Consider the following 26077-nt stretch of genomic DNA (forward strand, 5'->3'; position numbering starts at 1 on the left):
AGCCAAGGGTTTAATTCTCGAGGTGAAAAAGCATGTTTCGGAAGCATGTCTCGTACCCTTGAGGGGAGGTTGTTAATTAAAAAAAAATGAAAAATGAAAAAGAATAGAATAATCACAATAGTATGGGTGTTTATAGCGAGCATCTCTTTTATTACCTGTGTAGAAGATGGAAGTTTTACAGTGCCAGAAAGTTTAGGGAATGAAGAAAACGAAGCTGTAAGTCAGATTTTAGATAGTATTGCTGCCGGAACACTTCAATTAAAAACGATACAACAGCTAAAAGGACAGTATATAATTGGTAGTGATCCTTTAGAAATTACTTCTAACATTGTGGTAAAAGGATATGTAATTTCTTCGGATAAATCTGGTAATTTTTATAAAGAGTTTTATATGCAAGATGCTCCCGAAAACCCGACTGCAGGCATAAAAGTTGCCTTAAATTTAAGCAATAGTTATAATAAATTTAATATCGGTAGAGAAATTTACATTCGTTTAAAAGGGTTGTATGTTGGCGAAACTAATTCTGGAGATGGTAATATTACCATTGGAGGAAAAGTAAGTGCTACAGATCTTAATGAAATTGAAAACGTAACAACAAATCAAATTCCAAACCATATTTTTAGAACAGAAACAACCGAAGATATTGTACCAAAATTAATTGATTTTGCAGGGATTAATGAAACTAATATAGGAACTTTTGTAGCTTTAGAAAACGTGTTTTTTGATGCTGAATTAGCCGGTAAATCGTATGTAGACCCAAAAGAAGATTTTGATACACAACGTAAAATTCAAACTTGTTTAGGGTTAGGGTATGATTATATATGGTTAGAAACGAGTTCTTTTTCTCGTTTTTCAACAGAAACGTTACCCGAAAAAGCAGGAAGTATTAAAGCTATTGTTTCAAAAGATTTTAGTGGAGATCTTATTGTCCTTAATTTGAATGATACGGATGATGTTTACATGAATGATGAAAGATGTATGCCTTTGCCAATAGAAGAGTATACTACAATTTTGTTAGAAGAAAATTTTGATAATGAGTCTGGTGAAATAGATGTTTTAAATTGGATTAACTTTAGAGAAGAAGGGACTAAATCTTGGAGGTCTTATACAGATACCTATTCGCAAAGTAAAGCGGCAAGAATAGGTTCTAGTAGTTCTGGAGATGAAAGTACAATAACGTGGTTAATTACTTCGGGCGTTAATCTAGACACAACATCACAAGAATTTTTGTCTTTTGAAACCTCTAATAGCTTTGGAAATGGAAGTAATTTACAGGTTTTAATTTCTACAGATTTTGATGGAGATGATAACAATATAAACACGGCTACATGGACTGTTTTACCTGCAAAAATAGTTTCTAATGGAACGAATTATAAGAGTTGGGTGCATTCTACGTATATCGATTTATCTAATTATTCCGGGACAGCTTTTATCGCTTTTAAGTATACAGGAAACGGAAATGTTAATTTTGATGGAACTTATGAGCTAGATAATATTAGTGTTATTGCTAAATAACTCTTATCTAAGAGGTGTTTCCCTTATCTAAAAAAGGGAAAAACACTTTCCTTTATTAATGTGTTTTACTTCTGTTAATCAGTTGTTTACCTGTTGTTGTCCTTTTTTTTTATTGCAATTTTGATGTGTTGAAAATTAAAAGCATTAAGATGAAAAATTTATTAAGTGTTGCAATTAATGAAATAGGTGTAAAAGAAATAGCAGGAAGTAGACATAGCAAGCGCATTTTAGAGTACGCAAAAGAATCTGGTTTTCCTTGGGTTAATGATGATGAAACCCCTTGGTGTAGCATTTTTATGAATTGGGTAGCTAAAAAAGCGGGCTTAAAAAATAGTAATTCTGCAGCTGCACGTTCTTGGCTAAATGTGGGGGAATCTGTAAATAGCCCAGAACCTGGTGATGTAGTTGTTTATTACAGAGGAGACTTCAATTCATGGGAAGGTCATGTTGGTGTTTTTATGGGGTATTCTGCAGATGGAACTAGAATTTACACTCTAGGAGGAAACCAATCTGATACTGTTTCTATATCTGCTTATGCGGCTGATAAATTATTAGGTTTTAGAAGGTTAAGCCCTAGTAGAAAGCCAGTTTTACCAAAACCAACTCTAAAAAGAGGGTCAAAAGGAGAAGAAGTTGTAAGACTCCAAAATATATTAAAAAGTCTAGACTACGCTGTAGGAACTTCGGACGGAGATTTTGGACCTAAAACACAAAACGCACTTATCTTATTACAATCTACAGAATTCGGTAGAGAAGCCAACGGAATTTATGATGAAGGTACTAAAACATACATCAATTCTTTATTAGAAAATAGAAGCTAATCAATTTAAAAATAAAACCAAACGGCGTTAACCGAAAAGCCATAACAGAGTACGTAAAAACTAAAAACTAAAAAAGATGTCAAAAGTTCAACCACTAGGTTATCCTCACGCAGGTGCAGGAACCGTAGAAATTTTATTAAAAGAAGAAGATGGTGCAGATTATGCAGTATTATTTTCTCCAGATCCAAACAATATTTTGTTAAGAGAAAATAATCAGGCAATGCAGTTTTATTATTATCCTAAAAACCCAAGATTGGCAAAGTTTCCTGATGATAGATTTAAATTTTCTATGCAAGTTTTTAAATCTGAAGCAGATGAAACTACCGTAATTGGGGCAGAAGGTTTAGAAGAAGAAGCAGGTGGTTACACAACACTTACTACAACCATAGATTTGCCAGAGGCTTTACTTAAAATAGCAATAGATAAATTAAAAGATAAACTTCATAAAGAATTTAACAACAATAGAACATCTAAGTTATTTGGACTATTTTCTTTTAAAAAAGGGGTAGATAGAGACTTTAATGAAACAAACGTTAGGCCAATTCAGTTAGTAGAAAACAATATTAATATGCATATTATTGGCGAAGATGGAGGCGATAAACCTTTTGGAGGTATGAATCCTTGGAGCTTTAATGTGCAAGGAGATGGAGCAGGTAGTACTTTTGGTTTGGGAGAAAATGCATTTTCTATCTTAATGGGGCGTAACAGTGCATCATTAGTTAAAAGTGCATTAGAAAACGGAAACAATAATTTAGTTGTAGAAAATGCTATTAGGTATAAAGGTTATTTGCCAACTACTACAATTAAAACTACTGTAAATGCTAAAAAGGTACATAACTACTTTTCTGCGAAAAGTAATGTAAATTTTGCTTTTGTAGATATAAATTGGGAACATGAGTACGAAAAAATTAGAACAGAGGGAGGTATTGTCTCTGAGGTAATTACGGATGAGCAATTTTCTTCTGATGAAAGAAAAACATTAGAAGAAAGTTTACTAACAAAACAAAGAGAGTTTGCTTTCGAAATTCTAAAAAAACAAATTTTTGATGTTGCAGATAAAGAATTTACACCTGCAGAAGCTCCAGAAAAAAGAGGTGGGTTGTTTAATATTTTTAGATGGAAAGGTAGTGTAGGAGTTAGTTTAAAATCTGGAAAACAAATTAGAGAAGTAGACTTTACAGACGAAATTAAATTTTCTGCAATAGAGGTTATGGACTCTAAAATAAGCGGAAGTTTAGATCCTTTAACAGATCAAACAGGAGATGCTGCAAAAGAAGATCTTAAAAAATATATTACAGAAGTTCGTTTAGATGAAGATTTTCAAAAAGTACAAATTATTACCTCTTTAAATGGTGGTTTAATAAAACTAGATAGAGATGGTGATATTATAAATGATAGTCCTGTAAGTCAGGTTTCTATAGAGGTTGGTTATCCTAACTCTAGAGGTAATCTGGTTTGGAAAAGTTCTGGAAGAATGATTGCTCCAGAAGGTACTCCATACATAACCAAAACCAGTAGATCTGGTAAAACGATAGACGCTATTTTTCCGGCAACTTGGGGTTCTAGAGAAACAGAAAAAAATGCCTTTGTTTTTAGTTTTGTAAAAAACGAAACACCTAGTAAAATTAAGATACGCCAAAACATAATGTATGAAAAAGATAAGCGCGTAAGAGTTAAGGATAAAGTAAACGAATTTGAGTTTGATGGCACTAAAATATTTATTCCGTTGCCAGTACAAAATGCTGTAAACTATACTTTATCTACAGAAGAGCTTTATGAATGTGATACTTTAGAAGTTAGAATTAAGGCAGATAAAATGGCTACTAAAAAAATTAGATTTACAGAAGATAATTATGAGGATTTAATTCCGCTAAAGGTTTGGTATGAAAACGATTATGAAATTAAGCCTACTAAGTTTAAAGTTAAATATACTTGCAAAGGCAAAGTAGATGGTAAAACAGAAAAAGTAAAAATTTCTACAGATTGGCAAGAACTAGACTATCAAGAAGGAGATGTTTTATTTGAAATTCCGTCTGGTACAGAAGAAGAAAATGAAATGATTGTTGCTATAAGAGAAGAGCTAGAGTAAACTTAAAAACTATAATGTTAAGAGGTTGTTTTTAAATTAATTCTTTATAAATAACCTCTTTTTAATTTTAAAAATAAATGATATGCCAAATGCTAAACTTTTTAAAGTACAAGGTTCTAAAATTGTACCTGCAAATAGATTTAACCTTAAAGCGTCTAAGCCTAGTATTAGTTTTAACGCTATAAAACCAAATGTTTTTTCTGTAATAAAACATCCTGTTGTACATTCTATTAACTTTGTTCCGGTTAAAAGTGAAGCTCATTTACCGTTGGTTAGTAACAGAAGTAAAATAACTAAAACAACTGTTTTTACAGATAAAAACAACTCAAAACTTAAATTACAGTTTCCAAAAATTGTAATAACACCACTTAATAATACTCTTTTTTATTATGAAACTACTTTAGATTCTAAAGGCAATGAAGATGGTTATTTGGGTAAGGTAACCTTAAAGTATAGTGTAGTAAAAATTAAAAAAGCTGGGTTTAATTATGTCGATTTAGATTTAAAAGAAGTTATTTTAAATTTAAAAGTTAAGCAAGAAGTTATAAAAATTAATGGTTTAATTGATGTTAAAGCTAAAAGTATCATTTTTAAATTAAAAGACGAAGCTGTAAAAATTGCTTTTTTTAGCCTTATTACAGAATTTGATGATTTTAAGTCTAGTGTAGATTTGTTTTTTGCTTTTAAGGGGTATTCTAATCCACAAGTAAATTCTAAGTTGGCAGTTCAATTTAACAGAATAAAAGATTTTAGTTTACTAAGAAAGAAAGTAAAATTAACACAAAGCCCTTTATTATTTAGAAATAAAAAAGTAGAAAGTAATTTAACAATTAGAAACTTTAAGAAGCTTCAAATTAAAAATAAAGTAAAACCAACAAAAGACTCAGGTTTAGTAAAAAGCACATTTTTGTTAAGAATTAATGAGAAATTAAATTATCAATTGCCAGAAAATACGGCAGACAGTATTTATAAAAATGTAAACGGAGGCTTAAATAATAACCCATTTAATTTAAATGTAGAGTATTCAGAATTTCAGCAAATTTATTTACCGGGTATAGAAAACAATTACCTTTCTATCTATAAATCTGCTTTACAGCCAAATACCTTTCTTTTAGTGCCAAAGCAATATCATTTAACTAGAGATATAGATACAATGCAACCTTGTATAACCACTATATTTCATGCTTTTGAAGATGGAACAGGTTTAACAGAAGATATTTCTAAAATTAGTTTTTTGTTTGCAATTGGTCCAAAATTATCAGATTTTGACTTAGCTAAATTAAAAATAGATTTATATAACAATAATTGTATTGAAAAAGATAATTTAAACTATTTTGATGAAATTCAATTTTTATTTCCTAATGATATTGGTGCTAAATATGAGGTAACTGGTAATTCTTTTTTACAGAAGGCAGCTATTACTGTAGATGGTAAATATTTTATTTTTAATAGTGATACCGAAAGTTTAAACGAAGCTAGTTTATTAATTAATGCACTTAACAATTCAGTTTCTCAATACGCAAATATTAATTTTTCACATAAAGAAATTAAAGATTCTAGTATTTTAGAATTAAATGTAGAGAAATCTACAGGAGAAGCTATTAAAGCAGAAATAATAGAAGAGTCTAAAAAAATTAAATTAGAAAATATATCACTTTCTCCGTGTAGGGTAAATGCAGTTTTAAGTATAGATCAAGCAAATAAAACCTTTATAAACAAAAGTTTTTTTAATAATTTTCAGCTTATAGAAAGTGAAGGTATAGTACTTTTAAATCAAAATACATTTCTTAGTAATAATAGTACAGAAATAAAAGAGTTGTTTTTTAACCATGAGAGTATAGAAGATTTAAGTTCAGAGTTTAGCCAAATAGTATCTAGTTCTACAGATTATAATAGATATGTAACTGTAAGAATAAACTCACAAAAAGACAGTGTAAAAAAAGTTTTTATAGATATTACTATAGATGATACAGGGAGTAGTTTTAAGATAATGAAACACAGGCAAGATTTTAGAACACCAATATTGTTTAATTTTATTTTAAAAAACACAGAAAACAGACAAACAACTATTTCTTGTAAAACAGATTATTTTGATGTAAACGATAATTTAATGAATACCATTACAAATACTATAGATTACACAAATACTGCAAACATAAATATACAAGAAGGTTAAGTTTAAGGTTTTATTATTTCTAAAATAAAAAAATAACCATTACTTTTATCTATATGGATAAAATAGAACACATTGGCATTGCTGTAAAAGATTTAGAAAAGTCTAATCAGTTATTTGCATCACTTTTTGGGAAACCACACTATAAAACGGAAGAGGTTGCTTCCGAAGGTGTTAAAACCTCTTTTTTTCAATCAGGTCCAAATAAAATAGAATTGTTAGAAGCTACAAATCCAGAAAGCCCTATTGCTAAGTTTATCGAGAAAAAGGGAGAAGGAATTCATCATATTGCTTTTGCTGTTTCTGATATAAAAGCAGAGATAGAAAGACTTAAAAATGAAGGTTTTGTTGTTTTAAATAAAGAACCTAAAAAAGGAGCAGATAATAAATTAGTTGCTTTTTTACATCCAAAATCTACCAATGGAGTTCTTATTGAGTTATGTCAAGAAATAGATTCGTTAAAATACTGCTAACAGTTACGGAAACTGCATTCTAATTATTATCTTGCGAGCTTAAAAAACATTCTAAAATATGTCTTCAAAATTTGATGCTTATCAAAAACGGCGACTGCTATCTTCTTACTTTTCAGTAGTAGTAAGTATAGCTTTGGTGCTTTTTATGGTTGGTGTTTTGGGGCTAGTTTTGTTAAAATCTACCTTTGTTGCCAATCGTGTAAAAGAAAAAGTAGCAATTACCTTGTTCTTAAAAGATAATGTTTCTACTAAAAATAGAAATAATTTTAAAGATTCTTTGCAAAAAGAAGACTTTACTAGAACAATTATTTACACAAGTAAAGAGAAAGCTGCAAAAATTTATAGTGAAGAAATTGGTGAAGATTTTCTTAAATTCCTAGGAGAGAATCCGTTAAAAAATGGCATAGATATCTATTTAAAAGCAGATTTTGTGACTCCAGAAAAAATGCAAGAGTTAGAAGAGCGTTTTCTTAAAAATACTTTTGTATCTGATGTTTCTTATGACAAACCATTAATTAATTTATTAACCAAAAATATAAAAAGAATTAGCTTTTGGCTATTGGTTATAAGTGGCTTTTTTGGTGTAGTAGCAATGATTTTAATTAATAGCTCAATTAGGTTATCTATATATTCTAAACGATTTAATATTAAAACCATGCAAATGGTAGGCGCCACAAAAGGGTTTATTAGAAGACCTTTTATTTGGCAAAGTATTAAGCTAGGTATATTAGGCGCTCTTTTGGCAATAATAGCATTAGGTGTTGTTATTTATTATGTAGATAAATTAGCACCTAGTTTAGCGTTAACTAAAGATTACATTACATTAGGATATTTAGTTGGGGGAGTTTTCATTTCTGCCTTTTTAATTACTTGGATCAGTACTTTTTTTGCGACACAACGTTTTTTAAACTTAAAAACAGACGAACTTTATTATTAACACAATGGAAAACGAAAACACACAACAACCAGATTTCTTATTTGGTAAAAAAAATTATATAATCATGATTGTTGGTATCATTTTTATTGCTCTAGGTTTTATATTTATGGCAGGTGGAGGAAGTGATAATCCGGATGTTTTTAATGAAGAAATCTACAATTGGCAACGTATTCGTTTAGCGCCAACATTAGTAATTATTGGTTTAGGAATTGAAATTTATGCTATTTTAGCAAATCCAAAAAAATAGAAATGGATATATTAGAAGCAATAATCTTAGGGATTATACAAGGATTAACAGAGTTTTTACCAGTTTCTTCAAGTGGGCACTTAGAACTTGCTAAAGTAATTTTAGGAGATACATCTGTACCTGAAGAAAGTTTAACTTTTACAGTAGTATTACATTTTGCGACTGCTTTAAGTACTTTAGTTATTTTTAGAAAAGAAGTAGCTGAAATCTTTAAAGGATTGTTTCAGTTTAAATGGAATGATGAATGTAAGTTTTCTTTAAAAATAATTATTTCTATGCTACCAGCAGTTATTGTTGGTTTACTTTTTGAAAAAGAATTAGAATCGTTTTTTGGAGGAAAAATTTTATTAGTAGGTGTTATGTTGTTAGTAACAGCATTGCTTTTATTAATGGCAGATAAAGCTAAAAACACTAATAAAGAAGTTTCTTTTTGGAACTCTTTACTTATAGGTATTTCTCAAGCAATTGCTATGTTGCCAGGTATTTCTAGATCTGGAGCAACAATTTCTACTTCTGTTTTATTAGGTATTGATAGAACAAGAGCAGCACGTTTTTCTTTTTTAATGGTTGTTCCATTAATTTTCGGAAAAATAGGTAAAGATTTATTAGGTGGAGATATCAGTTTTCACTCTTCAGAAATTATACCAATTTCAGCAGGTTTTATAGCAGCTTTTTTAGCTGGTTTATTGGCGTGTAAATGGATGATTGCTTTAGTTAAAAAAAGTAAATTATCTTATTTCTCATTATACTGTGCTATAGTTGGTTTTATTGCAATTGGTTACGCTCTTTTAAATTAGTAAAACTTAAGTTTTAAAATAGCAAAACAATCTACTAAAAGTTGATAGTTAAACTAATTCTGCTGCATTGTAGAACTATAAAAACTAGCATTCGTAATAAATTCAGTACAAATAATGACAGAAGAAGGTTTTAAAAATGGTCAGGTTTTATTAATTGATAAGCCTTTAAATTGGACTTCATTCCAAGTAGTTAACAAACTTAGATGGGAAATAAGACAACGCTTTAATATAAAGAAGATTAAAGTAGGTCATGCAGGTACTTTAGATCCGCTTGCAACAGGTTTGTTAATTATTTGTACAGGTAAGCAAACAAAAGAAATACATGTTTATCAGGGGCAAGAAAAAGAATATACAGGCACTTTTACAATTGGTGGCACAACACCAAGTTACGATTTAGAAACCGAAGTAGATAAAACGTACCCAACAGCACATATTACCGAAGAATTATTACGTGAAACTACCAAACAGTTTATGGGTGATATTCTGCAAAAGCCACCTATTTTTTCTGCTATAAAGAAAGATGGTAAACGTTTGTATGAGTTGGCAAGAAAAGGAGAAACTACAGAGATTAATGCAAGAACTGTAACGGTATCAGAATTTGAAATCACAAAAATAAATTTACCAGAAGTAGCATTTAGAGTTGTTTGTAGTAAAGGAACTTATATACGTTCTTTAGCGTATGATTTTGGACTAGCCTTAAACTCAGGAGCACATTTATCAGCATTAAGAAGAACCAAAATTGGTGATTTTTCTGTAGAAAAAGGAGTTTCCGTAGAAGGTTTTATTAAAGGTTTACAAGAAAGTACTATAGAATCTTAACAATACAGTATTTATTAAACATAAAAAACCCAAGCATTTGCTTGGGTTTTTATTTTATAAAGAAAAGTAAAAACTTATTTCTTAGCTAATAAATCTCTAATTTCTGATAATAAATCTTCTTGACTTGGTCCTTTTGGAGCTTCAGGAGCTGCTTCCTCTTTCTTTTTAGTTTTGTTGTATGCTTTTACAATCATAAACATTACAAAACCAACAATGATTAAATTGATAATTGTATCTATCCAAGCACCATAAGTAATTGCGTTTTCTGGAGTTGCTACTTTACCAGCTGCGTCTAAAACTGCTTCAGATAATATATATTTTTGATCTGCTAAACTTACGCCTCCTGTAAATACACCAACAATTGGCATCACAATATTACTTACAAATCCTTTTACAACTGCACCAATTGCACCTGCCATAATTACTGCTACTGCAAATTCAATTACATTACCACCAGTAATAAATTCTTTAAATTCTTTTAACATTTTATTTGATTTTTTAATTAATTATTAGAACACAAAAGTAGTAAAAAAAACTACTACTTTAACACTTTGTTAACGCGTTGAGAAATTGCTGTTAATGTTTCGTACGGTATTGTTTCAGAAACATCTGCAATGTGTTGTATCATTTCTTGATTGTTAAAGACAATTACGGCATCACCTTCTTTACAATCAATTTTAGTAATATCTACCATAATCATATCCATACAAACGTTACCAATAATTTTTGCTTTTTGATTATTGATAAGAACATATCCTTTTTTATTACCCAGTCTTCTAGACAAACCATCTGCATGACCAATAGGTATTGTAGCGGTTTTACTTTGTCTTTTAGCTGTAAAAGCTCTGTTATAACCAACAGTTTCTCCGGGTTCTATAATATGAATTTGAGAGATAATAGATGTTAAATTATGTGTGTTTTTAAGTTGGGCTGTTTCTTTATCATCATTACCAAAACCATACAAACCAATACCAATTCTAACCATATCAAACTGTGCTTTTGGGTAGTTTATAACGCCAGAAGTGTTTAAAATATGTAACATAGGTTCGTAACCTAAGTGTTTGTAGAATTGTTGTGCTATGTAAGCAAAGTTATTAATTTGGTTGATGCTAAACTCTTGCTCTTCTAAATCTTCACTAGCGGCTAGATGAGAAAATAAAGACTGTACTTTAATGTGTGTTGTTTCTTTTAAATTGGTAATTATTGTAGGGATATCTGTATGCCAAAAACCTAATCTATTTAAACCCGTATTAAACTTTAGGTGAATAGGGTAATTCATTAACGGAGTTTCATCTGCTAATTTTAAAAAAGCATCAAAAATTTTAAAGTTATATAAACAAGGTTCTAACCTATATTCTACAATAGATGCTATGTTCTGTATATGTGGGTGTAAAACTAAAATAGGCGTTTCTACACCTGCTTCACGCAAAGCAATTCCTTCAATTGCGTAAGCGACTGCAAAATAATCTACTTTTTCTTCTAAAAATTTGGCAATTTGTACGGCATCACTTCCATATCCGAAAGCTTTAACAACAGCTAAAATTTTTGTTTCGGGTTGTAATTTCCCTTTAAAATAATTTAGATTGTGCAACAATGCATTTCCGTCAATCTCTAAAACTGTAACATGATTATTCATTTATTCCGAACTTGATTCAGAATCTTTTTGACTTAAGATTCTTTGTTTTTGTATTGCTTTGTAATACGCAGCCCTACTTAAAGGCTCATATTCTTGAGTTTCCCCTAACATTACCAAATCATTATTTTTCGCTTTTCTAAAACTGTAATGCGCTAAGTTTCCGGTGTGTGTACAAACTGCATGTACTTTTGTAACATACTCTGCAGTTGCCATTAAAGCAGGCATTGGTCCAAAAGGATTTCCTTTAAAATCCATATCTAAACCAGCAACGATTACACGGACGCCTCTGTTTGCTAAATCGTTACAAACAGCAACAATTTCATCATCAAAAAACTGAGCTTCATCAATACCAACAACATCAACATCTGTAGCTAATAAGCGAATGTTAGAGGCAACAGGCACAGGTGTAGAGCGAATTCTATTATCATTATGAGACACTACTTCTTCTTCATCATAACGTGTATCAACCGCAGGTTTAAAAATTTCTACGCGTTGCTTTGCAAATTGTGCACGTTTTAATCTTCTAATCAGTTCTTCTGTTTTTCCAGAGAACATAGAGCCACAAACTACTTCAATCCAACCAAATTGTTCTGAAGGATTTACTGTATTTTCGAGAAACATTTTGTAATTTTAGGCATTAGAATATTAAATTTGATGTTACTTTGAATTTCAACAAATTTAGGAATATTTACGAGTAAAAAATAACTTCAATAAACAACTTATGCACAAAAAATTAGAAGCTGATTTAATCAGTTTAGCGCACAGCATTTTACAATTAAAAAATAAAGAAGATGTGTTTGCTTTAAAAGAAATATCAAAAGAAATTTATGAGAAATTATCTTTGTTGGCATTTGTAGAAGAGTATGTAAATACAACTCCGGCTTTAGATGAAACGAAAGAAGAGTTAGTTTCAAAGGTTGAAATAGGGTTAGAATTACAAGCATCTAAAGAGGTTGTTTTGGTTGATGTTGAGGTGATTGATAAAACTGAAGAAGTTGAGGTTGTAGAAGAGCAAGTTAAAGAAGAGCAAATTAGTTTACCAACAGCAGAAACTATTAAGCAAGAAACAGTTGAAGAAGTAGTAATTGAGCAGGTTGTTGTTGCGGTAAAAGAAGAAGTGAAGGTTGTTGTAGATGAAATTATAGAACAACCTTTTGCCGAATTGGAAGAAATTATTTTTGCAGAACCTGAAGCTATAGAAGTAGAAGAGGTTATAAAGCAAGAAGTAAGTAAGGTATTATCTTTAGAAGAGGAGTTAGAAGACACTATTTCTGTTGATGAATTAGCAACTTTGTTCGATATTCCTGCACCAAAATCTTTAAATGATAGATTAACTACCAACATTCAGATTGGTTTAAATGATAGAATTGCATTTGTAAAGAATTTATTTGACGGTAGTCAAGAAGATTTTAACAGAGTAGTATCTCAATTAAATACATACGGAACAGAAAAAGAAGCAAATAAGTTTATTAGTAAAATGGTAAAACCAGATTACGATTGGTCTAACCAACAAGAATTAGAAGCACGTTTTATGGAAATAATAGAACGCAGATTCGCTTAAAAACATTATGTCTAAACCAATTTTAATACATACACACTTTCATAAACGTAGAACTGGAGTTACCAGAAGTATAGAAAACGTGTTACCTTTTTTCGATGAAAAGTTCGAAACCTATATTTATGGTTATAATGTAGAAGGCAGTAAAATTTCTTCATCAAAATTAAAATCATTATTATTTTCTAAGAAAGAAGTTGTGGTGCATTGTCATAGAAATAACGAAATAATGAGAATGTTATTTTTTCGTTTTTTAGGTGCAAAATTCAAATTAATTGCCACACGTCATGCAGAAACTACACCATCTAAACTCACTTTAAAGTTATTAAAAAGTGCAGACAATGTAGTTACACTTATTAAAAGTATGAGTGAAAAATTAGGGATAGAAAATACAATTGTTGGCCATGGTGTAAATGTTAATCTATTTTTGCCAGACAATACTAAAAAGCTTTCTAATATTAAGCAAGAAAATATTATTTTGTGTGCAGGAAGAGTTCGTAAAGCAAAAGGACAAGTTGTTTTGTTAGAAGCGGCCAAGGTTTTAAAACAAGATAGTAATTGGGCGTTAGCAATTGTTGGTAAAATAGATAAGCCTGTTTTTTTAGAAGAGCTACAGGCAATTGTTAAAAAACATGATATAGAAGATCAAGTTTATTTTGTAAATGAAACATCAGACATTATTTCTTATTATCAAGCGTCAAAAATAGCTGTTGTTCCTAGCTTTTCTGAAGGTTTTTCTTTGGTTACAGCAGAAGCAATGTCTTGTGGTTGCTCTGTAATTGCAACTAAAAATGTAGGTGTGCATTCATCACTAATAACACATGCTAAAAATGGCTATTTATTTGAAGCAGGTAATATTTCTGAATTAGAAAAACTAATATCAAAATCTATAAATAATGAAATTCCGCATTTAGGAAAACAAGCAAGGGAAGAAATTTTGATGAATTGGAGTGCAAAGAAAGAAGCAGAAAACTTAATAAAGGTTTACCAATAAAGTTGTTTTTTAAGTACTGTAAAATTTTATTGAAAATAAAGATTTGTAACAAAACTAATTGGTAGTCGTCTAAATTTAAAACCTACCAATATGAAACATTTAGCAACTATTTTATTTGCCTTTTTTATTACAACCATTTCTGCACAAGAAGCAGCATTTCAAAACTTCTATAAAGTTAATAAAGAAAAGTCAACGTTTTCTATCAATTTATCAGCGTCTTTAGCGGGTTCTTTTTTAGATGATGAAGAAGATGGAGATTTAATGAATATTATTAGAAAATCTAGCGATTTTAAACTCATGATTTTCGATAATCAAGACAATGCGGTTTCTAGCGATTTTAGAAAATTTAGCAGAAAAAACGACTTAAAGACATTGGCACGAGTAAAGGAAAACGGAAGTAAAGCCGAATTATTTTTTATCGAAAAAGGCAATTACATCAGAGAAATAATTATTAGAACCAATAGCGATTCAGATAAAATGGTCTTGTTTGGCTTAAAAACTAAAATTACGCATGATGAATTAGCCGCAATGATTTCATCTTCAGATATAAAAGTTTCATCAAATTAAAAATAAATAAAAGAGAAGGTTTTAACCAATCTTCTCTTTTAATGCTTCAATTACTTTTTTACTGTTTCCAATAAAAATTTCTTTATCAACAATAAAAACCGGACGCTTTAAAAACGTGTACTCATCTAAAAGAAATTGTCTATAATCAGCTTCAGACAAAACTTGGTTTTTTAAATCCATAGACTTATACAACTTAGCACGTTTGTTAAAAAGCGCCTCATAACTGCCAGAAAGTGCGTACATTTCTTCTAATTGCGCCGTTGTAACATTGTTTGCTTTAATTTCTTGTCGCTCAAAACCATCGGTATTTACCTCTTTTAAAATTCTTCGGCAAGTATCACAAGTTTGTAAAAAATAGACTTTCTTCATTTTTATAGATTATATTTACATCTCCAAAATTACACAAAAAAATGAACATACAATTCGATCTTTTAAGAACATCTCGCACACTAGTTTTAAAAGAATTAGAGGGCTTAACTTTAGAACAAATCCATACTACACCAGCTGGTTTTAAAAATAACATTGCTTGGAATGTGGCACATTTAGTGGTTACGCAGCAGCTTTTAAACTACAAATTAGCAGGTTTAAACTGTTTATGTCCAGAAGAATTAATCGAAGATTATAAAAAAGGAACCGTACCAACAAAAACTTTTACAGAAGAGGAGTTTGAAGAAGTAAAAGAGTTGCTTTTAGGTTTGCCAGACACTTTGCAAGAAGATTATGAAGCAGGTATTTTTGAGAATTATACAGAGTACCCAACAAGTACCGGTTTTGTAATTAATTCTATTGAAGCTGCTATTTCTTTTAACAATTTTCACGAAGGTATTCACTACGGAATTATTAGATCTATCAAGAAATTTTTATAGGTTTATTAGAAGCCATTTCCTGCTTTCCGTTATATCTTTTTTTATGAAAAATAAAAAAAGGATGCCACTTCAATCTGGGCTAAACCTGTTTGATAACTTGTAGAAATACCAAAGCTGAATTAAAACTTTAAAGATGAAATTTAATACAAAAACCATTCACGGAGGTCAGAAGCCAGAAGCGGCAACGGGAGCAGTAGTACCACCTATTTTTCAAACATCTACCTATGCGCAATCTAGCTTGGGTTCAGACCAAGAATACCATTATTCTAGAGGGTCAAACCCTACAAGAACGGCGTTAGAAAATAGTTTGGCTTCCATAGAAAGCGGAACGCATGGTTTTGCATTTTCATCTGGTTTGGCAGCCATAGATTGTGTACTAAGAACACTAAACCCTGGTGATGAAATTATTGCAGGAATCGATTTGTATGGCGGCACTTACAGAATGTTTACACGTTTGTTCGAAAAATACGGATTAGAATTTACCTATGTAGATACGGATTCTGTAGAAAATGTAGCGAAGGCAGTTACAGAAAAAACAAAATTAGTTTGGTTAGAAACTCCAACAAATCCGTTAATGAAAATTGCAGATATTCAAGCAATTTCTAGAGCTGTAAAAGATATAGGTTCTAACATTTTAATAGCAGTAGATAATACTTTTGCAACACCTTATTTGCAGCAACCTTTAAATTTAGGAGTAGATATTGTAATGCATTCCGCTACTAAATATTTAGGTGGCCATTCAGATATAATAATGGGTGCTTTAATTGTAAAAGACGCAAAATTAGCAGAAGAATTGCATTTTATTCAGTTTGCAGCAGGTGCTATTGCAGGTCCTATGGATGCTTTTCTAGCATTAAGAGGTATCAAAACATTACATCTTAGAATGCAACGTCATTGCGAGAATGCAATGGCAGTAGCTCGTTTCTTAAAAGAACATTCAAAAGTAGATGCTATTTATTATCCAGGTTTAGAAGACCATCCAAACCATGCTATTGCAAAAAAACAAATGAAAGCTTTTGGAGGCGTAGTTTCTTTCAGTTTAAAAGACAAAAGCAAAGAAGCTACTTTTAATTTTTTAGAGAACATTAAGTTTTTTACGTTGGCAGAATCTTTAGGAGGTGTGGAGAGTATGGTAAATCATTCGGCAACCATGTCGCATGCATCAATGCCAGAAAAAGAACGTTTAAAAATAGGTGTTACAGCTTCTTTAATTCGCTTAAGTGTTGGTATCGAAGACATCAGTGATATACTTGCAGATTTACAACACGCATTAAACGCATAAAAAAAGAGCCAATTGGCTCTTTTTTTATGTACAGTATTTTATAGAAGATAATAAAAATCTATTCAGGGTTTTTAACGGTAAAAACATTACCATCTAAGTAATAATTGGCTCTTACTTTTAGTTCTTCAGAGAAATAAATAATATTTTCTGGCTGCTGTTTTAGTAAGTAGTTTCCTGTATCCCATTTATTATTTTTATTCACGTCAATTATAGCTCTTACAAAATAAGTTTTTGGCTCTAAAAGATTAAATTGTATTTGTTTAGAGTCAGATATATAACGTCTTTCTATTAGTTTGTCTTTATTTTTTCCTTCTAAAAGTTCAATAATTAAAGAGTTAGAAGTTTGGTTTTTTATATCCATAGTAATTCTTCCGTAATCTTCAATCTCTTTTGTGTTTAAGCTAAATTTTAAGGTATCATTTTTTTGCTCAAAGATGTCAAAAATAGCATCAGGTAATATTTTTAAGGTATAGTTTTGTTCTGGTTTTTTATCAAAAAGTAAGGCAATTTTATTCTCTTTTTTAGAAATAAAACTAGTGTACGAGACTGCTAGCGTGTCCTTATCTGTAAGTGTAATTTTAGTAGTGTCAATTCTTACAAATGGGTTATTCCCTTTAATAAATAAAGTGTCTCTAAAATGTAGCGTACCAGATACAGAACTACTTACTATTAGGGTGTCTATCTTTTTCTTACGAAGTTTTACAGTAAGCGTATCAATAAAATTATCGTTGGTAACTATAAAGTTTAAAGAGTCTGCTTCAAAAGGTTTAAACCAGTAATTTAGTGTGTCTTTGTCGGTTTCAAACCTCGAAATACTTTTAAAATCTTTAGGTGTTTCAGAGATAATTTTAACTTTTAAATCTTTTATTTCACCTTCATAACCAAATGCAATTTTTCCTTTAGAAATTTCTTTACCACGTCTAAATTTATAGGGTAAAGTTTCCTTAAATAATTTAATTGGTTTTTTAACAATGCTATCTTTAGGCAATGTTATAGTGTCTGTAAAAAAACCTATTTTGTCTTCTCTAGGATTAAAAAGATAATCGTTTGCTGTTTCTTTTAAGGCAATCATTAGATATTTCCCCTCTTTTAAGTTTGTAAAATTAAAAGAAGAAGTATCTAAAGTGTTCGCTACATAATTAGGTTTGGTTTTAAAAATAATAGAATCTGTAAAAGCACTGTCTATTTTATATAAGAGCACATTAATACTTTTTTGTCTATCATCTAAATAAGCGTCTACGATTTCTCCGGAAGTTGTTAAGGAATCTATATAATTTCCGGTAGCGAATACATATTTAAAATTTTCTAATTTATTACCCTCATTATTGTCTTCTACAGCATTACCAAAGTTAATGATGTAGGTTGTATTTTTAATTAAAGTATCAAGAATTTTTAAAGTTAAAAATTTACTTGCAGTTCCTTGTGGTGTTACCAATAAAGGGCTTTTTAGTGGTGGAGAAACAATGAGTTGTTTGTTTAAATCTTTCAATTTTATAAACTCGTTAAAGTTTAATTTAATTTCTTTTTTATCAAAATTGATAGTTTCATAAGGCGGATTCGCAGTAACAAACAAAGGTGCGTCTTCATCTTTTGGGCCACCTTCTGGTCTTCCTGTTCGTGCACAGTTAGTTAAAAGTAGGAAAGAGAGGCTAAAAAAAAGAAATCTAAAAATTGGTTTCACAAAGGTAAATTTTATACAAATTAACAATATATTTTTGACTTAAAAAGCATAAATTTTACTCTGTATAAGCCATTGTTAAAATACTGATTTTTACGCCAGCTGTTTTTTGCAATTCTTTTGCGCAGGCTTCTAAAGTTGCGCCCGTGGTAATTACATCATCAATTAATAAAACGTGTTTATTTTTTAATATTGTGAAGTCAGATAACTGAAATTTGGTGTCAATATTATTAAAACGTTCAAAACGAGCTTTAAAAGTTTGGGTTTTTGAGGTTGATGTTCTCAGTAAAATGTTTTCTATTAACGGTTTGTCTAAGTGTTTGCTTAATGTTTTTCCGAATTTGGTAACTTGATTATAACCTCTTTGTCTACGTTTTTTAGGATGTAATGGAACAGGAATAATAACATCGATGTCTACAAATTCTTTGTTTTCTTTTAATATTTCGCCTAACCAATTACCAAAAAAGCTACCTACTTCTTCGTTTCCTTTGTACTTCAATTCGTGAATTAACTTTTTTGTAATCCCTACTTTTCTATAAAATAATAAAGAATTAGCTTTTTCTATGGCAACTCGTCCGTAAAAAGTTTTTGTTATCTTGTTCTCTATATAGCTAGTAAAATTGGTTAAAGGTAAATCGTGACGGCAAAATGTACAGAGTACATTTTCATTCTGTGTTAATTGATGCTCACAATTAGCACACAGTTTTGGGTAAAAAAGATTGAATAAGTCTTTTAAAATTCGCATTTTTACAAAGCCTTTTTTTTAGAAAGATAATCATATAATTTAAGAACAGGATTTGAATAACAGAATAAATTTTTTTAAAGAGTCTCTTAAAAACCTAAAAACATTAGGTACCGTAACTCCGAGTTCTCGGTTTTTGGCAGCAAGAATGTTAAAAGGAATCGATTTTTCTAAAGTAGAAGTTTTGGTAGAACTTGGACCAGGAAGTGGAGCAATAACCAAACTGATTTTAGAAAAATTACCAGAAAATGCTATCTTAATTTGTTTTGAGATTAATGAGAACTTTTACAATCAACTATCACAAATCAAAAACAAACAATTGATTGTTATTAAGTCTTCCGCAGAAAAAATTGAAGAAGAATTAAAGAAATTAAATTTTAATAAAACCAATCACATCATATCTAGTTTACCGTTAACGATAATTCCAGAAGAAATTACGAATGAAATTTTAGAGAAATCATTTCTTGTCTTAGAAGATAAAGGGACCTTTATTCAGTTTCAGTATAGTTTAACCTATTTTAAAAAACTTAAAACGGTGTTTAATCAATCGATCTCTTTAGGTTTTGAGCCTTTAAACTTTCCTCCAGCTTTTGTTTATCATTGTAAAAAAGTAGGTTAGATTTTTATTGTTAAATTTTTAGATTGATGTATATTTGTCGCATTATGGCAAAACAAGAAGATCAATTTAAAAAAGTTTTATCGCACGCTAAAGAATACGGTTATGTTTTTCAGTCTTCTGAAATTTATGATGGTTTAAGTGCGGTTTACGATTATGCTCAAAACGGAGTTGAGCTAAAGAAAAATATTAGAGATTACTGGTGGAAAGCAATGGTGCAAATGCACGAAAACATTGTGGGTATAGATGCTTCTATTTTAATGCACCCAACAACTTGGAAAGCTTCTGGGCATGTTGATGCTTTTAACGATCCTTTAATTGACAATAAAGATTCTAAAAAACGTTACAGAGCAGATGTTTTAATTGAAGAGTATTGTGCTAAAATTGAAGGAAAAATAAATAAAGAAGTTGCTAAAGCAGAAAAACGTTTTGGTGAAAGCTTTAATAAAGAAGAATTTGTTGCAACCAACGGACGTGTTCTTGGTTATCAAGAAAAAATAAATACAATTTTAGCAAGAATGGGTGCGTCTTTAGAAAAAGAAGACTTAGCCGATGTAAAGTTATTAATTGAAGAATTAGAAATTGCAGATCCTTTAACAGGTTCTAGAAATTGGACGGATGTAAAACAGTTTAATTTAATGTTTGGTACCAAATTAGGTGCTTCTGCAGAAACTGCAATGGATTTATATTTAAGACCAGAAACAGCTCAAGGAATTTTTGTAAATTTCTTAAACGTGCAAAAAACCGGAAGAATGAAAATTCCTTTTGGTATTGCACAAACGGGTAAAGCGTTTAGAAACGAAATTGTTGCAAGACAATTTATTTTTAGAATGCGTGAGTTTGAACAAATGGAAATGCAATTTTTTGTAAAACCAGGAACTCAAAAAGAATGGTATGATGCTTGGAAAGAAACGCGTTTAAAATGGCATTTATCTTTAGGAATGGGCGCAGAGAACTACCGTTTTCATGATCATGATAAATTAGCACATTACGCAGATGCAGCAGCAGATATTGAGTTTAACTTCCCATTCGGGTTTAAAGAATTAGAAGGAATTCATTCTCGTACAGATTTCGATTTAAAAGCGCATGAAGAATTTTCTGGAAAGAAATTACAGTATTTCGATCATGAAGAAAATAAAAGTTACACACCTTATGTAGTGGAAACTTCTATTGGTTTAGATAGAATGTTTTTAGCTGTCTTTTCTCATTCATTACAAGAAGAAGCCTTAGAAAACGGAACTACAAGAACTGTTTTAAAATTACCAGCAGTTTTAGCACCTTTTAAAGCGGCTATTTTTCCTTTAGTTAAAAAGGATGGTTTGCCAGAAGTAGCTCGTGAAATTATGGATGATTTAAAATGGGATTTTAACGTTTTTTACGACGAAAAAGATGCCGTTGGTAAACGTTACAGACGTCAGGATGCAGCAGGAACACCATTTTGTATTACTGTAGATCATGAGACTTTAGAAGATAAATGTGTTACTATAAGACATAGAGATACAATGGAGCAGAAAAGAGTTGCTATTGCAGATTTAAAAGAAATTATAAAAGCAGAAGTAGCTGTTAAAACTTGGTTACAGAAAATGTAATTAGTTTTTAAGGATAAAAAAAAGCTGAATCTCATTTGAGATTCAGCTTTTTTTTTGCTTTTAAAATATAAATGCTATGCCGCTTTTTTATCAGCACAACAAGCCATTTTACAGTCTTCTTTACAAAAGGTTGTTCCGTCTTCATCTACAGAGCAACATGCTTTTTCTGTTTCTGAAATAGTTGTTTTATTTTGGCAAGTATCTTTACAGGTTTCCGTACAAGTATGTGCTACTTTTTCAGGAGCAATAGAAGCTTTATAAAGTTCTCCGCCAGCAATTCCGCTAACAAAAGCAACTAAATCTTCTTTAGATGTTGTATTTGCATCAAATGCAATGTTGGCAATACTATCTGTAAAAATTACTTTAGCATCTATAACACCTTCTTTTTTAGATAATTTAGATTGAATAATTTTTGCACAACCAATTTGGCAAGTCATACCAGAAATTGCTAAAGAAACATTTTGTTTATCAACAGGTAACACTTCTTTTTTAACTTCACTTTTACAGCCTATTAAAACAAAACAAGCAATTGCAAAAGAAAATAATATTTTTTTAGTCTTCATAAAAATAGATTTAGAATATAAAATTTTAGTTTAAAAATTAATTTTGATAAACCATCAAAGTATTTGCATCAGATTCGGTTATAAAATTATTATGCAAATTTATCAATAAAAGCATTGACTTTTAAAGTTTTGTCGGACTTTTACATAATATTTTATAGTAAATGAACAATCAACAAAAAAAATGGTTTTATCTTATTATCCTTTCAATAGTTTGGGGTAGTTCTTTTATTTTAATGAAAAAAGCACTTTTAGGTGTAACTCCTGTTCAATTAGGAGCATTAAGAATGATTTTTACAGCTGTTTTTTTACTTTCTGTAGCTTTTCCATCCATCAAGAAAATTAAAAAGAAACATTGGAAATACATTATTTATACAGCACTTGCAGGTACATTTATACCTGGTTTTCTATTTGCTTTTGCAATTACGAGTATCGATAGTTCTATTGTGTCTATTCTAAATTCATTTACCCCTTTTAATACTTTAATTTTTGGAGCTTTAGTTTTTGGTTTTGCGTTTAAGAAAGCACAATTGTTTGGAATTTTAATTGGTTTGATAGGGACTTTAATCTTGATACTAAAAGGTGCCGATGTGAACTCAAATCAGAATTACTGGTATGCTTTATTGGTTATTATTGCTTCTGTAGGTTATGCCCTTAATGCGAATATGGTAAAAAAATATTTACACGATTTAGATGCTTTGGCTATTACAACGGGTAATTTTTTATTATTGATTATTCCTGCAATCATTGTTTTAAGTTTTACAGATTTCTTTACTACGTTTGATGTTAAGAATGAAGTTTTAATGCATTCTTTAGGGTATTTGGCAATTTTATCTGTGGTAGGCACAGGTGTTGCAAAAACTATTTACAATAAATTAGTACAAATTTCAGACCCTGTTTTTTCATCTTCTGTAACGTATTTAATTCCTTTAGTAGCTATTTTCTGGGGAGTGTTAGATGGCGAAAAGTTAAGTTTAATTCAGGTTTTAGGAGGTGTAATTGTGCTTTTGGGAGTTTACTTTGTAAATAAGAAGAAGTAGTTTTTTATAAATAAAAGGTATGCTCTTGATTTTGATAGAATTATTTATGAAAAGTATATTGTAACGTATTAAAAAAGATGTATATTTGCACCCGCATTTTCATTAGGAATATGCAAAATAATTAGTAATAAACGCAAAACAAATAGTATGTACGCAATCGTAGAGATGGCAGGGCAGCAGTTTAAAGTTGCAAAAGACCAAAAAGTATACGTTCACCGTTTACAAGGAGAAGTAGGATCAAAAGTTACTTTTGATAACGTTCTTTTACTTGATGAAAAAGGGAATGTAACAATTGGCGCCCCAGCTATAGAAGGAGCTTCAGTAACAGCTCAAATTTTAAGTCACTTAAAAGGTGATAAAGTAATCGTTTTCAAGAAGAAAAGAAGAAAAGGTTATATTAAGAAAAACGGACACAGACAATTTTTAAGCGAGATTCTTATTGAATCTATTGCTGCTTCAGGTAGTAAAAAAGCTGCTCCAAAGGCAACTAAAGCTGCTCCAAAGAAATCTGCTAAAGCAGACGACTTAAAGAAAATTGAAGGTGCTGGACCTAAAGCTGCAGAAGCTTTAGTAGGTGCAGGGTTAGATACTTTTGCAAAAGTGGCAAAAGCTGATCCAGCAAAATTGAGTGAAATCTTAACAGAAGCTAGTTCTAGATTATCTCATATCGTAACAACTACTTGGCCAAAGCAAGCTGGTTTAGCTGCAGAAGGTAAGTGGGATGAATTAAAAGAATTACAAGATAGATTAGACGGGGGTATTGAAAAATAATTCCTAATAATTTAACTTTAACCTATAAAAACTCAATAACATGGCACATAAAAAAGGTGTAGGTAGTTCGAAGAATGGTAGAGAATCAGAATCGAAACGTCTAGGTGTAAAAATATTTGGTGGACAAGCTGCAATTGCAGGGAACATTATTGTTCGTCAAAGAGGAACAACTCACAATCCAGGAGAAAACGTTTACATGGGTAAAGATCATACTTTACATGCAAAGGTTGACGGTGTTGTAGAATTCCGTAAGAAAAAAGATAACAGATCTTATGTTTCTATAACTCCTTTTGAAGTTTAAGAAATTAAGACTATTATAATTAAAACGCTCAAACAATTCTGTTTGAGCGTTTTTTTATGCTTCTAATTTAGGTTGAATTTGTACTTTTACATTAATGAAATTTTTATACAACATACTCGTTTTCAAAGCCTCTGTTTTATTGCCGTTAGTGGTACTATTCAGTAAGAAAATAAAACTTTTTGTAGCTGGCAGAAAAGAAATCTTTTCTAAAATAGCTGCATTAAAGAATTCTGAAACTATTTGGTTTCATGCAGCTTCTTTAGGTGAATTTGAGCAAGCAAGACCTATTATAGAAGAAATAAAGGCTAATTATCCTGCTTATAAAATACTAGTTACTTTCTTTTCTCCATCTGGTTATGAAATTAGAAAGAATTACAACTTAGCAGATGTGGTTTGTTATTTGCCTTTAGATTCAAAATCGAATGCCAAAAAGTTTATTGAAACTGTAAATCCTAAATTGGCAGTTTTTATAAAGTATGAATTTTGGCCAAATCTTTTAAACGAATTAAAACAAAAAGAAATTCCTACCATTTTAGTCTCAGGTATTTTAAGAGAAAAACAACTCTTCTTTAAAAGTTATGGTGGTTTTATGAGAGATTCATTAAAAGCTTTCCATCACTTTTTTGTGCAGGATGAAAACTCTAAAAAGTTACTAAGCTCAATTAATTTTAATAATGTAACTGTTGCTGGTGATACCCGTTTTGATAGAGTTTCTAAGATTTTAGAACAAAATAACTCACTCTATTTTATCAACCAGTTTAAAGACGGTAAATATACTGTTGTTGCAGGCAGTACGTGGCAAGAAGATGAAGCGTTGTTGGTAAATTATATCAATAATAATGCATCCGAAGATGAGAAATTTATTATTGCGCCTCACAATATTAAACAAGAAGCAATTTTAGAACTACAGAAATCTATCAACAAAAAAACTGTTTTATATTCAGCTAAAGCTGATAAAAATTTATCAGAATACAGCGTTTTTATTATTGATACGATTGGTATTTTAACCAAAATATATGCAGCAGCAGATCTTGCGTATGTTGGTGGAGGTTTAAAAACAGGTTTACATAATATTTTAGAACCTGCAACTTTCGGAATTCCTGTAGTGATTGGAGATAAATACGACAAATTTAAAGAAGCCGTAGATTTGGTTAAGATAGGAGGTTGTATTTCTATTAAAAACCAAGAAGAATTTACAACGAATTTCATCAACCTAAAAGAAGATGAGAATTTTAGAAAGTTAACAGGAGTTATCAATAAAAGATATATTGCCGATAATCTTAAGGCTACAAAATTAATTATGAATTATTTAGAGGATAAACTTTAGATGAATATCAGTTCGATTAATTTTGATTTTTATCAGAATCGTATCGAGAATAAATGAAAGAAATTATGAATTTTATATTACAACCTTGGGCTTGGTATGTTGGAGGACCATTAATAGCAATTTCGCTGTTATTGTATTTCTATTTTGGTAGAAATTTTGGTGCTTCTACAAATTTTGACACACTTTGTACCATGGCGGGGGCAGGAAAAGTATCAGATTATTTTAAGAAAGATTGGAAAGATCGTGATTTTGCTTTGATGTTTGTAGTTGGGTTAATTATTGGTGGTGTTATTTCTGCTAAGTATTTAATTCCGAATCAAGCAGTAGATTTAAATCCTAAAACGGTGCAAGAACTTACAGATTTAGGGTTTTCGAATGTTGGGAATCAATATTTTCCTGATGAAATTTTTGGAGCAGAATCATTCTTATCAATCAAAGGGTTTTTAATTCTTTTGGTATCAGGAATCTTTGTTGGTTTCGGAACTCGTTATGCAGGCGGTTGTACTTCTGGTCATGCAATTACTGGGTTAAGTAATTTAGAATTACCGTCTTTATTAGCAGTAATTGGCTTTTTTATTGGCGGAATGATTGCCACTTGGTTTATAATTCCAATTTTATTTTAGCCAATAATTGACATTAAACAAAAATAATTATGTTCAATTTGTCTCTTCGAGTGCAGTGG

Annotated in this window: 28 protein-coding genes; 21 read left to right on the top strand and 7 right to left on the bottom strand. The window is 30.4% G+C overall.

Annotation, left to right across the window (positions count from 1 at the left end):
* Positions 1-93 precede the first annotated feature (93 nt).
* From GQR92_RS13615 to truB, 9 genes are all read left to right on the top strand, one after another.
* Positions 94-1515, top strand: a complete 1422-nt coding sequence (locus GQR92_RS13615; RefSeq protein WP_158840440.1) for a DUF5689 domain-containing protein — start codon at positions 94-96, stop codon at positions 1513-1515.
* Between the two features lie 149 nt (positions 1516-1664).
* Positions 1665-2336, top strand: a complete 672-nt coding sequence (locus GQR92_RS13620) for a C40 family peptidase (protein ID WP_158840442.1) — start codon at positions 1665-1667, stop codon at positions 2334-2336.
* Between the two features lie 76 nt (positions 2337-2412).
* Positions 2413-4425 carry a hypothetical protein gene (locus tag GQR92_RS13625; RefSeq protein ID WP_158840444.1) on the top strand — a complete coding sequence of 671 codons (2013 nt, stop codon included), beginning with the start codon at positions 2413-2415 and terminating at the stop codon, positions 4423-4425.
* An 82-nt stretch (positions 4426-4507) separates the two neighbouring features.
* Positions 4508-6601: a hypothetical protein gene (locus GQR92_RS13630; protein WP_158840446.1), complete on the top strand. Its 2094-nt coding sequence runs from the start codon at positions 4508-4510 to the stop codon at positions 6599-6601.
* 53 nt (positions 6602-6654) lie between these two features.
* Positions 6655-7071 (top strand): methylmalonyl-CoA epimerase, encoded by a 417-nt coding sequence (gene mce, locus GQR92_RS13635; protein WP_158840448.1) that lies wholly within the window; start codon positions 6655-6657, stop codon positions 7069-7071.
* Between the two features lie 58 nt (positions 7072-7129).
* Positions 7130-8008 (top strand): cell division protein FtsX, encoded by an 879-nt coding sequence (locus GQR92_RS13640; protein WP_158840450.1) that lies wholly within the window; start codon positions 7130-7132, stop codon positions 8006-8008.
* A 4-nt stretch (positions 8009-8012) separates the two neighbouring features.
* Positions 8013-8255, top strand: coding sequence for a DUF3098 domain-containing protein (locus GQR92_RS13645; protein WP_158840452.1), 243 nt, complete (start codon positions 8013-8015; stop codon positions 8253-8255).
* 2 nt (positions 8256-8257) lie between these two features.
* Complete coding sequence (locus tag GQR92_RS13650; protein WP_158840454.1) at positions 8258-9052, top strand: undecaprenyl-diphosphate phosphatase; 795 nt, start codon at positions 8258-8260, stop codon at positions 9050-9052.
* A gap of 114 nt (positions 9053-9166) precedes the next feature.
* A complete protein-coding gene (gene truB, locus GQR92_RS13655; protein WP_158840456.1) occupies positions 9167-9871 on the top strand; it encodes a tRNA pseudouridine(55) synthase TruB in 705 nt (234 codons plus the stop codon).
* 74 nt (positions 9872-9945) lie between these two features.
* On the opposite strand, the gene mscL is transcribed toward truB, so the two are convergent.
* From mscL to GQR92_RS13670, 3 genes are read right to left on the bottom strand one after another with little or no spacing between them, the layout of a single operon-like run.
* Entirely contained in the window at positions 9946-10356 is a 411-nt protein-coding gene (mscL, locus tag GQR92_RS13660) for a large conductance mechanosensitive channel protein MscL (protein WP_158840458.1), read from the bottom strand.
* Between the two features lie 53 nt (positions 10357-10409).
* On the bottom strand, positions 10410-11507 hold the full coding sequence (alr, locus tag GQR92_RS13665; RefSeq protein ID WP_158840460.1) for an alanine racemase: 1098 nt from the start codon (positions 11505-11507) through the stop codon (positions 10410-10412).
* Positions 11508-12128 carry a thymidine kinase gene (locus tag GQR92_RS13670; RefSeq protein WP_158840462.1) on the bottom strand — a complete coding sequence of 207 codons (621 nt, stop codon included), beginning with the start codon at positions 12126-12128 and terminating at the stop codon, positions 11508-11510.
* A 100-nt stretch (positions 12129-12228) separates the two neighbouring features.
* Between GQR92_RS13670 and GQR92_RS13675 the strand changes: the two genes are divergently transcribed.
* The 3 genes from GQR92_RS13675 (at position 12229) to GQR92_RS13685 (ending at position 14623) form a co-directional block, all read left to right on the top strand.
* The gene (locus GQR92_RS13675; RefSeq protein WP_158840464.1) at positions 12229-13068 is read left to right on the top strand and encodes a hypothetical protein; all 840 of its coding nucleotides are present in this window, start codon (positions 12229-12231) and stop codon (positions 13066-13068) included.
* Between the two features lie 7 nt (positions 13069-13075).
* Positions 13076-14056: a glycosyltransferase family 4 protein gene (locus GQR92_RS13680; RefSeq protein ID WP_158840466.1), complete on the top strand. Its 981-nt coding sequence runs from the start codon at positions 13076-13078 to the stop codon at positions 14054-14056.
* A gap of 90 nt (positions 14057-14146) precedes the next feature.
* Entirely contained in the window at positions 14147-14623 is a 477-nt protein-coding gene (locus tag GQR92_RS13685) for a DUF4252 domain-containing protein (protein ID WP_158840468.1), read from the top strand.
* Positions 14624-14644: 21 nt separating this feature from the next.
* On the opposite strand, the gene GQR92_RS13690 is transcribed toward GQR92_RS13685, so the two are convergent.
* Positions 14645-14992, bottom strand: coding sequence for an arsenate reductase family protein (locus GQR92_RS13690; protein ID WP_158840470.1), 348 nt, complete (start codon positions 14990-14992; stop codon positions 14645-14647).
* A 41-nt stretch (positions 14993-15033) separates the two neighbouring features.
* Between GQR92_RS13690 and GQR92_RS13695 the strand changes: the two genes are divergently transcribed.
* Positions 15034-15489 (top strand): DinB family protein, encoded by a 456-nt coding sequence (locus GQR92_RS13695; protein WP_158840472.1) that lies wholly within the window; start codon positions 15034-15036, stop codon positions 15487-15489.
* A gap of 133 nt (positions 15490-15622) precedes the next feature.
* Entirely contained in the window at positions 15623-16771 is a 1149-nt protein-coding gene (locus tag GQR92_RS13700; protein ID WP_158840474.1) for a cystathionine gamma-synthase, read from the top strand.
* 58 nt (positions 16772-16829) lie between these two features.
* Here the strand turns inward: GQR92_RS13700 and GQR92_RS13705 are convergent, their stop codons facing one another.
* Together GQR92_RS13705 and GQR92_RS13710 are read right to left on the bottom strand one after the other, a co-directional pair.
* The gene (locus GQR92_RS13705; RefSeq protein WP_158840476.1) at positions 16830-18452 is read right to left on the bottom strand and encodes an Ig-like domain-containing protein; all 1623 of its coding nucleotides are present in this window, start codon (positions 18450-18452) and stop codon (positions 16830-16832) included.
* 55 nt (positions 18453-18507) lie between these two features.
* Positions 18508-19194, bottom strand: a complete 687-nt coding sequence (locus tag GQR92_RS13710) for a ComF family protein (protein ID WP_158840478.1) — start codon at positions 19192-19194, stop codon at positions 18508-18510.
* 52 nt (positions 19195-19246) lie between these two features.
* Here GQR92_RS13710 and GQR92_RS13715 point away from each other — a divergent pair, with 52 nt between their 5' ends.
* Together GQR92_RS13715 and GQR92_RS13720 are read left to right on the top strand one after the other, a co-directional pair.
* The gene (locus GQR92_RS13715; RefSeq protein ID WP_158840480.1) at positions 19247-19810 is read left to right on the top strand and encodes a class I SAM-dependent methyltransferase; all 564 of its coding nucleotides are present in this window, start codon (positions 19247-19249) and stop codon (positions 19808-19810) included.
* A 44-nt stretch (positions 19811-19854) separates the two neighbouring features.
* Positions 19855-21396, top strand: coding sequence for a glycine--tRNA ligase (locus GQR92_RS13720; RefSeq protein WP_158840482.1), 1542 nt, complete (start codon positions 19855-19857; stop codon positions 21394-21396).
* Positions 21397-21470: 74 nt separating this feature from the next.
* On the opposite strand, the gene GQR92_RS13725 is transcribed toward GQR92_RS13720, so the two are convergent.
* Positions 21471-21959: a cation transporter gene (locus GQR92_RS13725; protein WP_158840484.1), complete on the bottom strand. Its 489-nt coding sequence runs from the start codon at positions 21957-21959 to the stop codon at positions 21471-21473.
* 161 nt (positions 21960-22120) lie between these two features.
* Here GQR92_RS13725 and GQR92_RS13730 point away from each other — a divergent pair, with 161 nt between their 5' ends.
* The 5 genes from GQR92_RS13730 to GQR92_RS13750 all read left to right on the top strand — a co-directional run bounded on the left by GQR92_RS13730 (position 22121) and on the right by GQR92_RS13750 (position 26018).
* Entirely contained in the window at positions 22121-22996 is an 876-nt protein-coding gene (locus GQR92_RS13730) for a DMT family transporter (protein WP_158840486.1), read from the top strand.
* Positions 22997-23143: 147 nt separating this feature from the next.
* Positions 23144-23767 carry a 50S ribosomal protein L21 gene (gene rplU / locus GQR92_RS13735; RefSeq protein WP_068447037.1) on the top strand — a complete coding sequence of 208 codons (624 nt, stop codon included), beginning with the start codon at positions 23144-23146 and terminating at the stop codon, positions 23765-23767.
* Between the two features lie 40 nt (positions 23768-23807).
* The gene (gene rpmA / locus GQR92_RS13740) at positions 23808-24068 is read left to right on the top strand and encodes a 50S ribosomal protein L27 (protein WP_036824185.1); all 261 of its coding nucleotides are present in this window, start codon (positions 23808-23810) and stop codon (positions 24066-24068) included.
* A gap of 94 nt (positions 24069-24162) precedes the next feature.
* Positions 24163-25395 (top strand): 3-deoxy-D-manno-octulosonic acid transferase, encoded by a 1233-nt coding sequence (locus tag GQR92_RS13745; RefSeq protein WP_158840488.1) that lies wholly within the window; start codon positions 24163-24165, stop codon positions 25393-25395.
* Between the two features lie 65 nt (positions 25396-25460).
* The gene (locus GQR92_RS13750; RefSeq protein WP_158840490.1) at positions 25461-26018 is read left to right on the top strand and encodes a YeeE/YedE family protein; all 558 of its coding nucleotides are present in this window, start codon (positions 25461-25463) and stop codon (positions 26016-26018) included.
* The last annotated feature ends 59 nt before the right edge of the window (positions 26019-26077 follow it).

The organism is Polaribacter sp. L3A8 (genome assembly GCF_009796785.1).
Classification (GTDB): Bacteria; Bacteroidota; Bacteroidia; order Flavobacteriales; family Flavobacteriaceae; genus Polaribacter.

Coding starts and splice junctions, on each gene's coding strand:
- GQR92_RS13615 (WP_158840440.1), top strand. CDS start 94: ATGAAAAAGAATAGAATAATCACAATAGTATGGGTGTTTATAGCGAGC.
- GQR92_RS13620 (WP_158840442.1), top strand. CDS start 1,665: ATGAAAAATTTATTAAGTGTTGCAATTAATGAAATAGGTGTAAAAGAA.
- GQR92_RS13625 (WP_158840444.1), top strand. CDS start 2,413: ATGTCAAAAGTTCAACCACTAGGTTATCCTCACGCAGGTGCAGGAACC.
- GQR92_RS13630 (WP_158840446.1), top strand. CDS start 4,508: ATGCCAAATGCTAAACTTTTTAAAGTACAAGGTTCTAAAATTGTACCT.
- mce (WP_158840448.1), top strand. CDS start 6,655: ATGGATAAAATAGAACACATTGGCATTGCTGTAAAAGATTTAGAAAAG.
- GQR92_RS13640 (WP_158840450.1), top strand. CDS start 7,130: ATGTCTTCAAAATTTGATGCTTATCAAAAACGGCGACTGCTATCTTCT.
- GQR92_RS13645 (WP_158840452.1), top strand. CDS start 8,013: ATGGAAAACGAAAACACACAACAACCAGATTTCTTATTTGGTAAAAAA.
- GQR92_RS13650 (WP_158840454.1), top strand. CDS start 8,258: ATGGATATATTAGAAGCAATAATCTTAGGGATTATACAAGGATTAACA.
- truB (WP_158840456.1), top strand. CDS start 9,167: ATGACAGAAGAAGGTTTTAAAAATGGTCAGGTTTTATTAATTGATAAG.
- mscL (WP_158840458.1), bottom strand. CDS start 10,356: ATGTTAAAAGAATTTAAAGAATTTATTACTGGTGGTAATGTAATTGAA.
- alr (WP_158840460.1), bottom strand. CDS start 11,507: ATGAATAATCATGTTACAGTTTTAGAGATTGACGGAAATGCATTGTTG.
- GQR92_RS13670 (WP_158840462.1), bottom strand. CDS start 12,128: ATGTTTCTCGAAAATACAGTAAATCCTTCAGAACAATTTGGTTGGATT.
- GQR92_RS13675 (WP_158840464.1), top strand. CDS start 12,229: ATGCACAAAAAATTAGAAGCTGATTTAATCAGTTTAGCGCACAGCATT.
- GQR92_RS13680 (WP_158840466.1), top strand. CDS start 13,076: ATGTCTAAACCAATTTTAATACATACACACTTTCATAAACGTAGAACT.
- GQR92_RS13685 (WP_158840468.1), top strand. CDS start 14,147: ATGAAACATTTAGCAACTATTTTATTTGCCTTTTTTATTACAACCATT.
- GQR92_RS13690 (WP_158840470.1), bottom strand. CDS start 14,992: ATGAAGAAAGTCTATTTTTTACAAACTTGTGATACTTGCCGAAGAATT.
- GQR92_RS13695 (WP_158840472.1), top strand. CDS start 15,034: ATGAACATACAATTCGATCTTTTAAGAACATCTCGCACACTAGTTTTA.
- GQR92_RS13700 (WP_158840474.1), top strand. CDS start 15,623: ATGAAATTTAATACAAAAACCATTCACGGAGGTCAGAAGCCAGAAGCG.
- GQR92_RS13710 (WP_158840478.1), bottom strand. CDS start 19,194: ATGCGAATTTTAAAAGACTTATTCAATCTTTTTTACCCAAAACTGTGT.
- GQR92_RS13720 (WP_158840482.1), top strand. CDS start 19,855: ATGGCAAAACAAGAAGATCAATTTAAAAAAGTTTTATCGCACGCTAAA.
- GQR92_RS13725 (WP_158840484.1), bottom strand. CDS start 21,959: ATGAAGACTAAAAAAATATTATTTTCTTTTGCAATTGCTTGTTTTGTT.
- GQR92_RS13730 (WP_158840486.1), top strand. CDS start 22,121: ATGAACAATCAACAAAAAAAATGGTTTTATCTTATTATCCTTTCAATA.
- rplU (WP_068447037.1), top strand. CDS start 23,144: ATGTACGCAATCGTAGAGATGGCAGGGCAGCAGTTTAAAGTTGCAAAA.
- rpmA (WP_036824185.1), top strand. CDS start 23,808: ATGGCACATAAAAAAGGTGTAGGTAGTTCGAAGAATGGTAGAGAATCA.
- GQR92_RS13745 (WP_158840488.1), top strand. CDS start 24,163: ATGAAATTTTTATACAACATACTCGTTTTCAAAGCCTCTGTTTTATTG.
- GQR92_RS13750 (WP_158840490.1), top strand. CDS start 25,461: ATGAATTTTATATTACAACCTTGGGCTTGGTATGTTGGAGGACCATTA.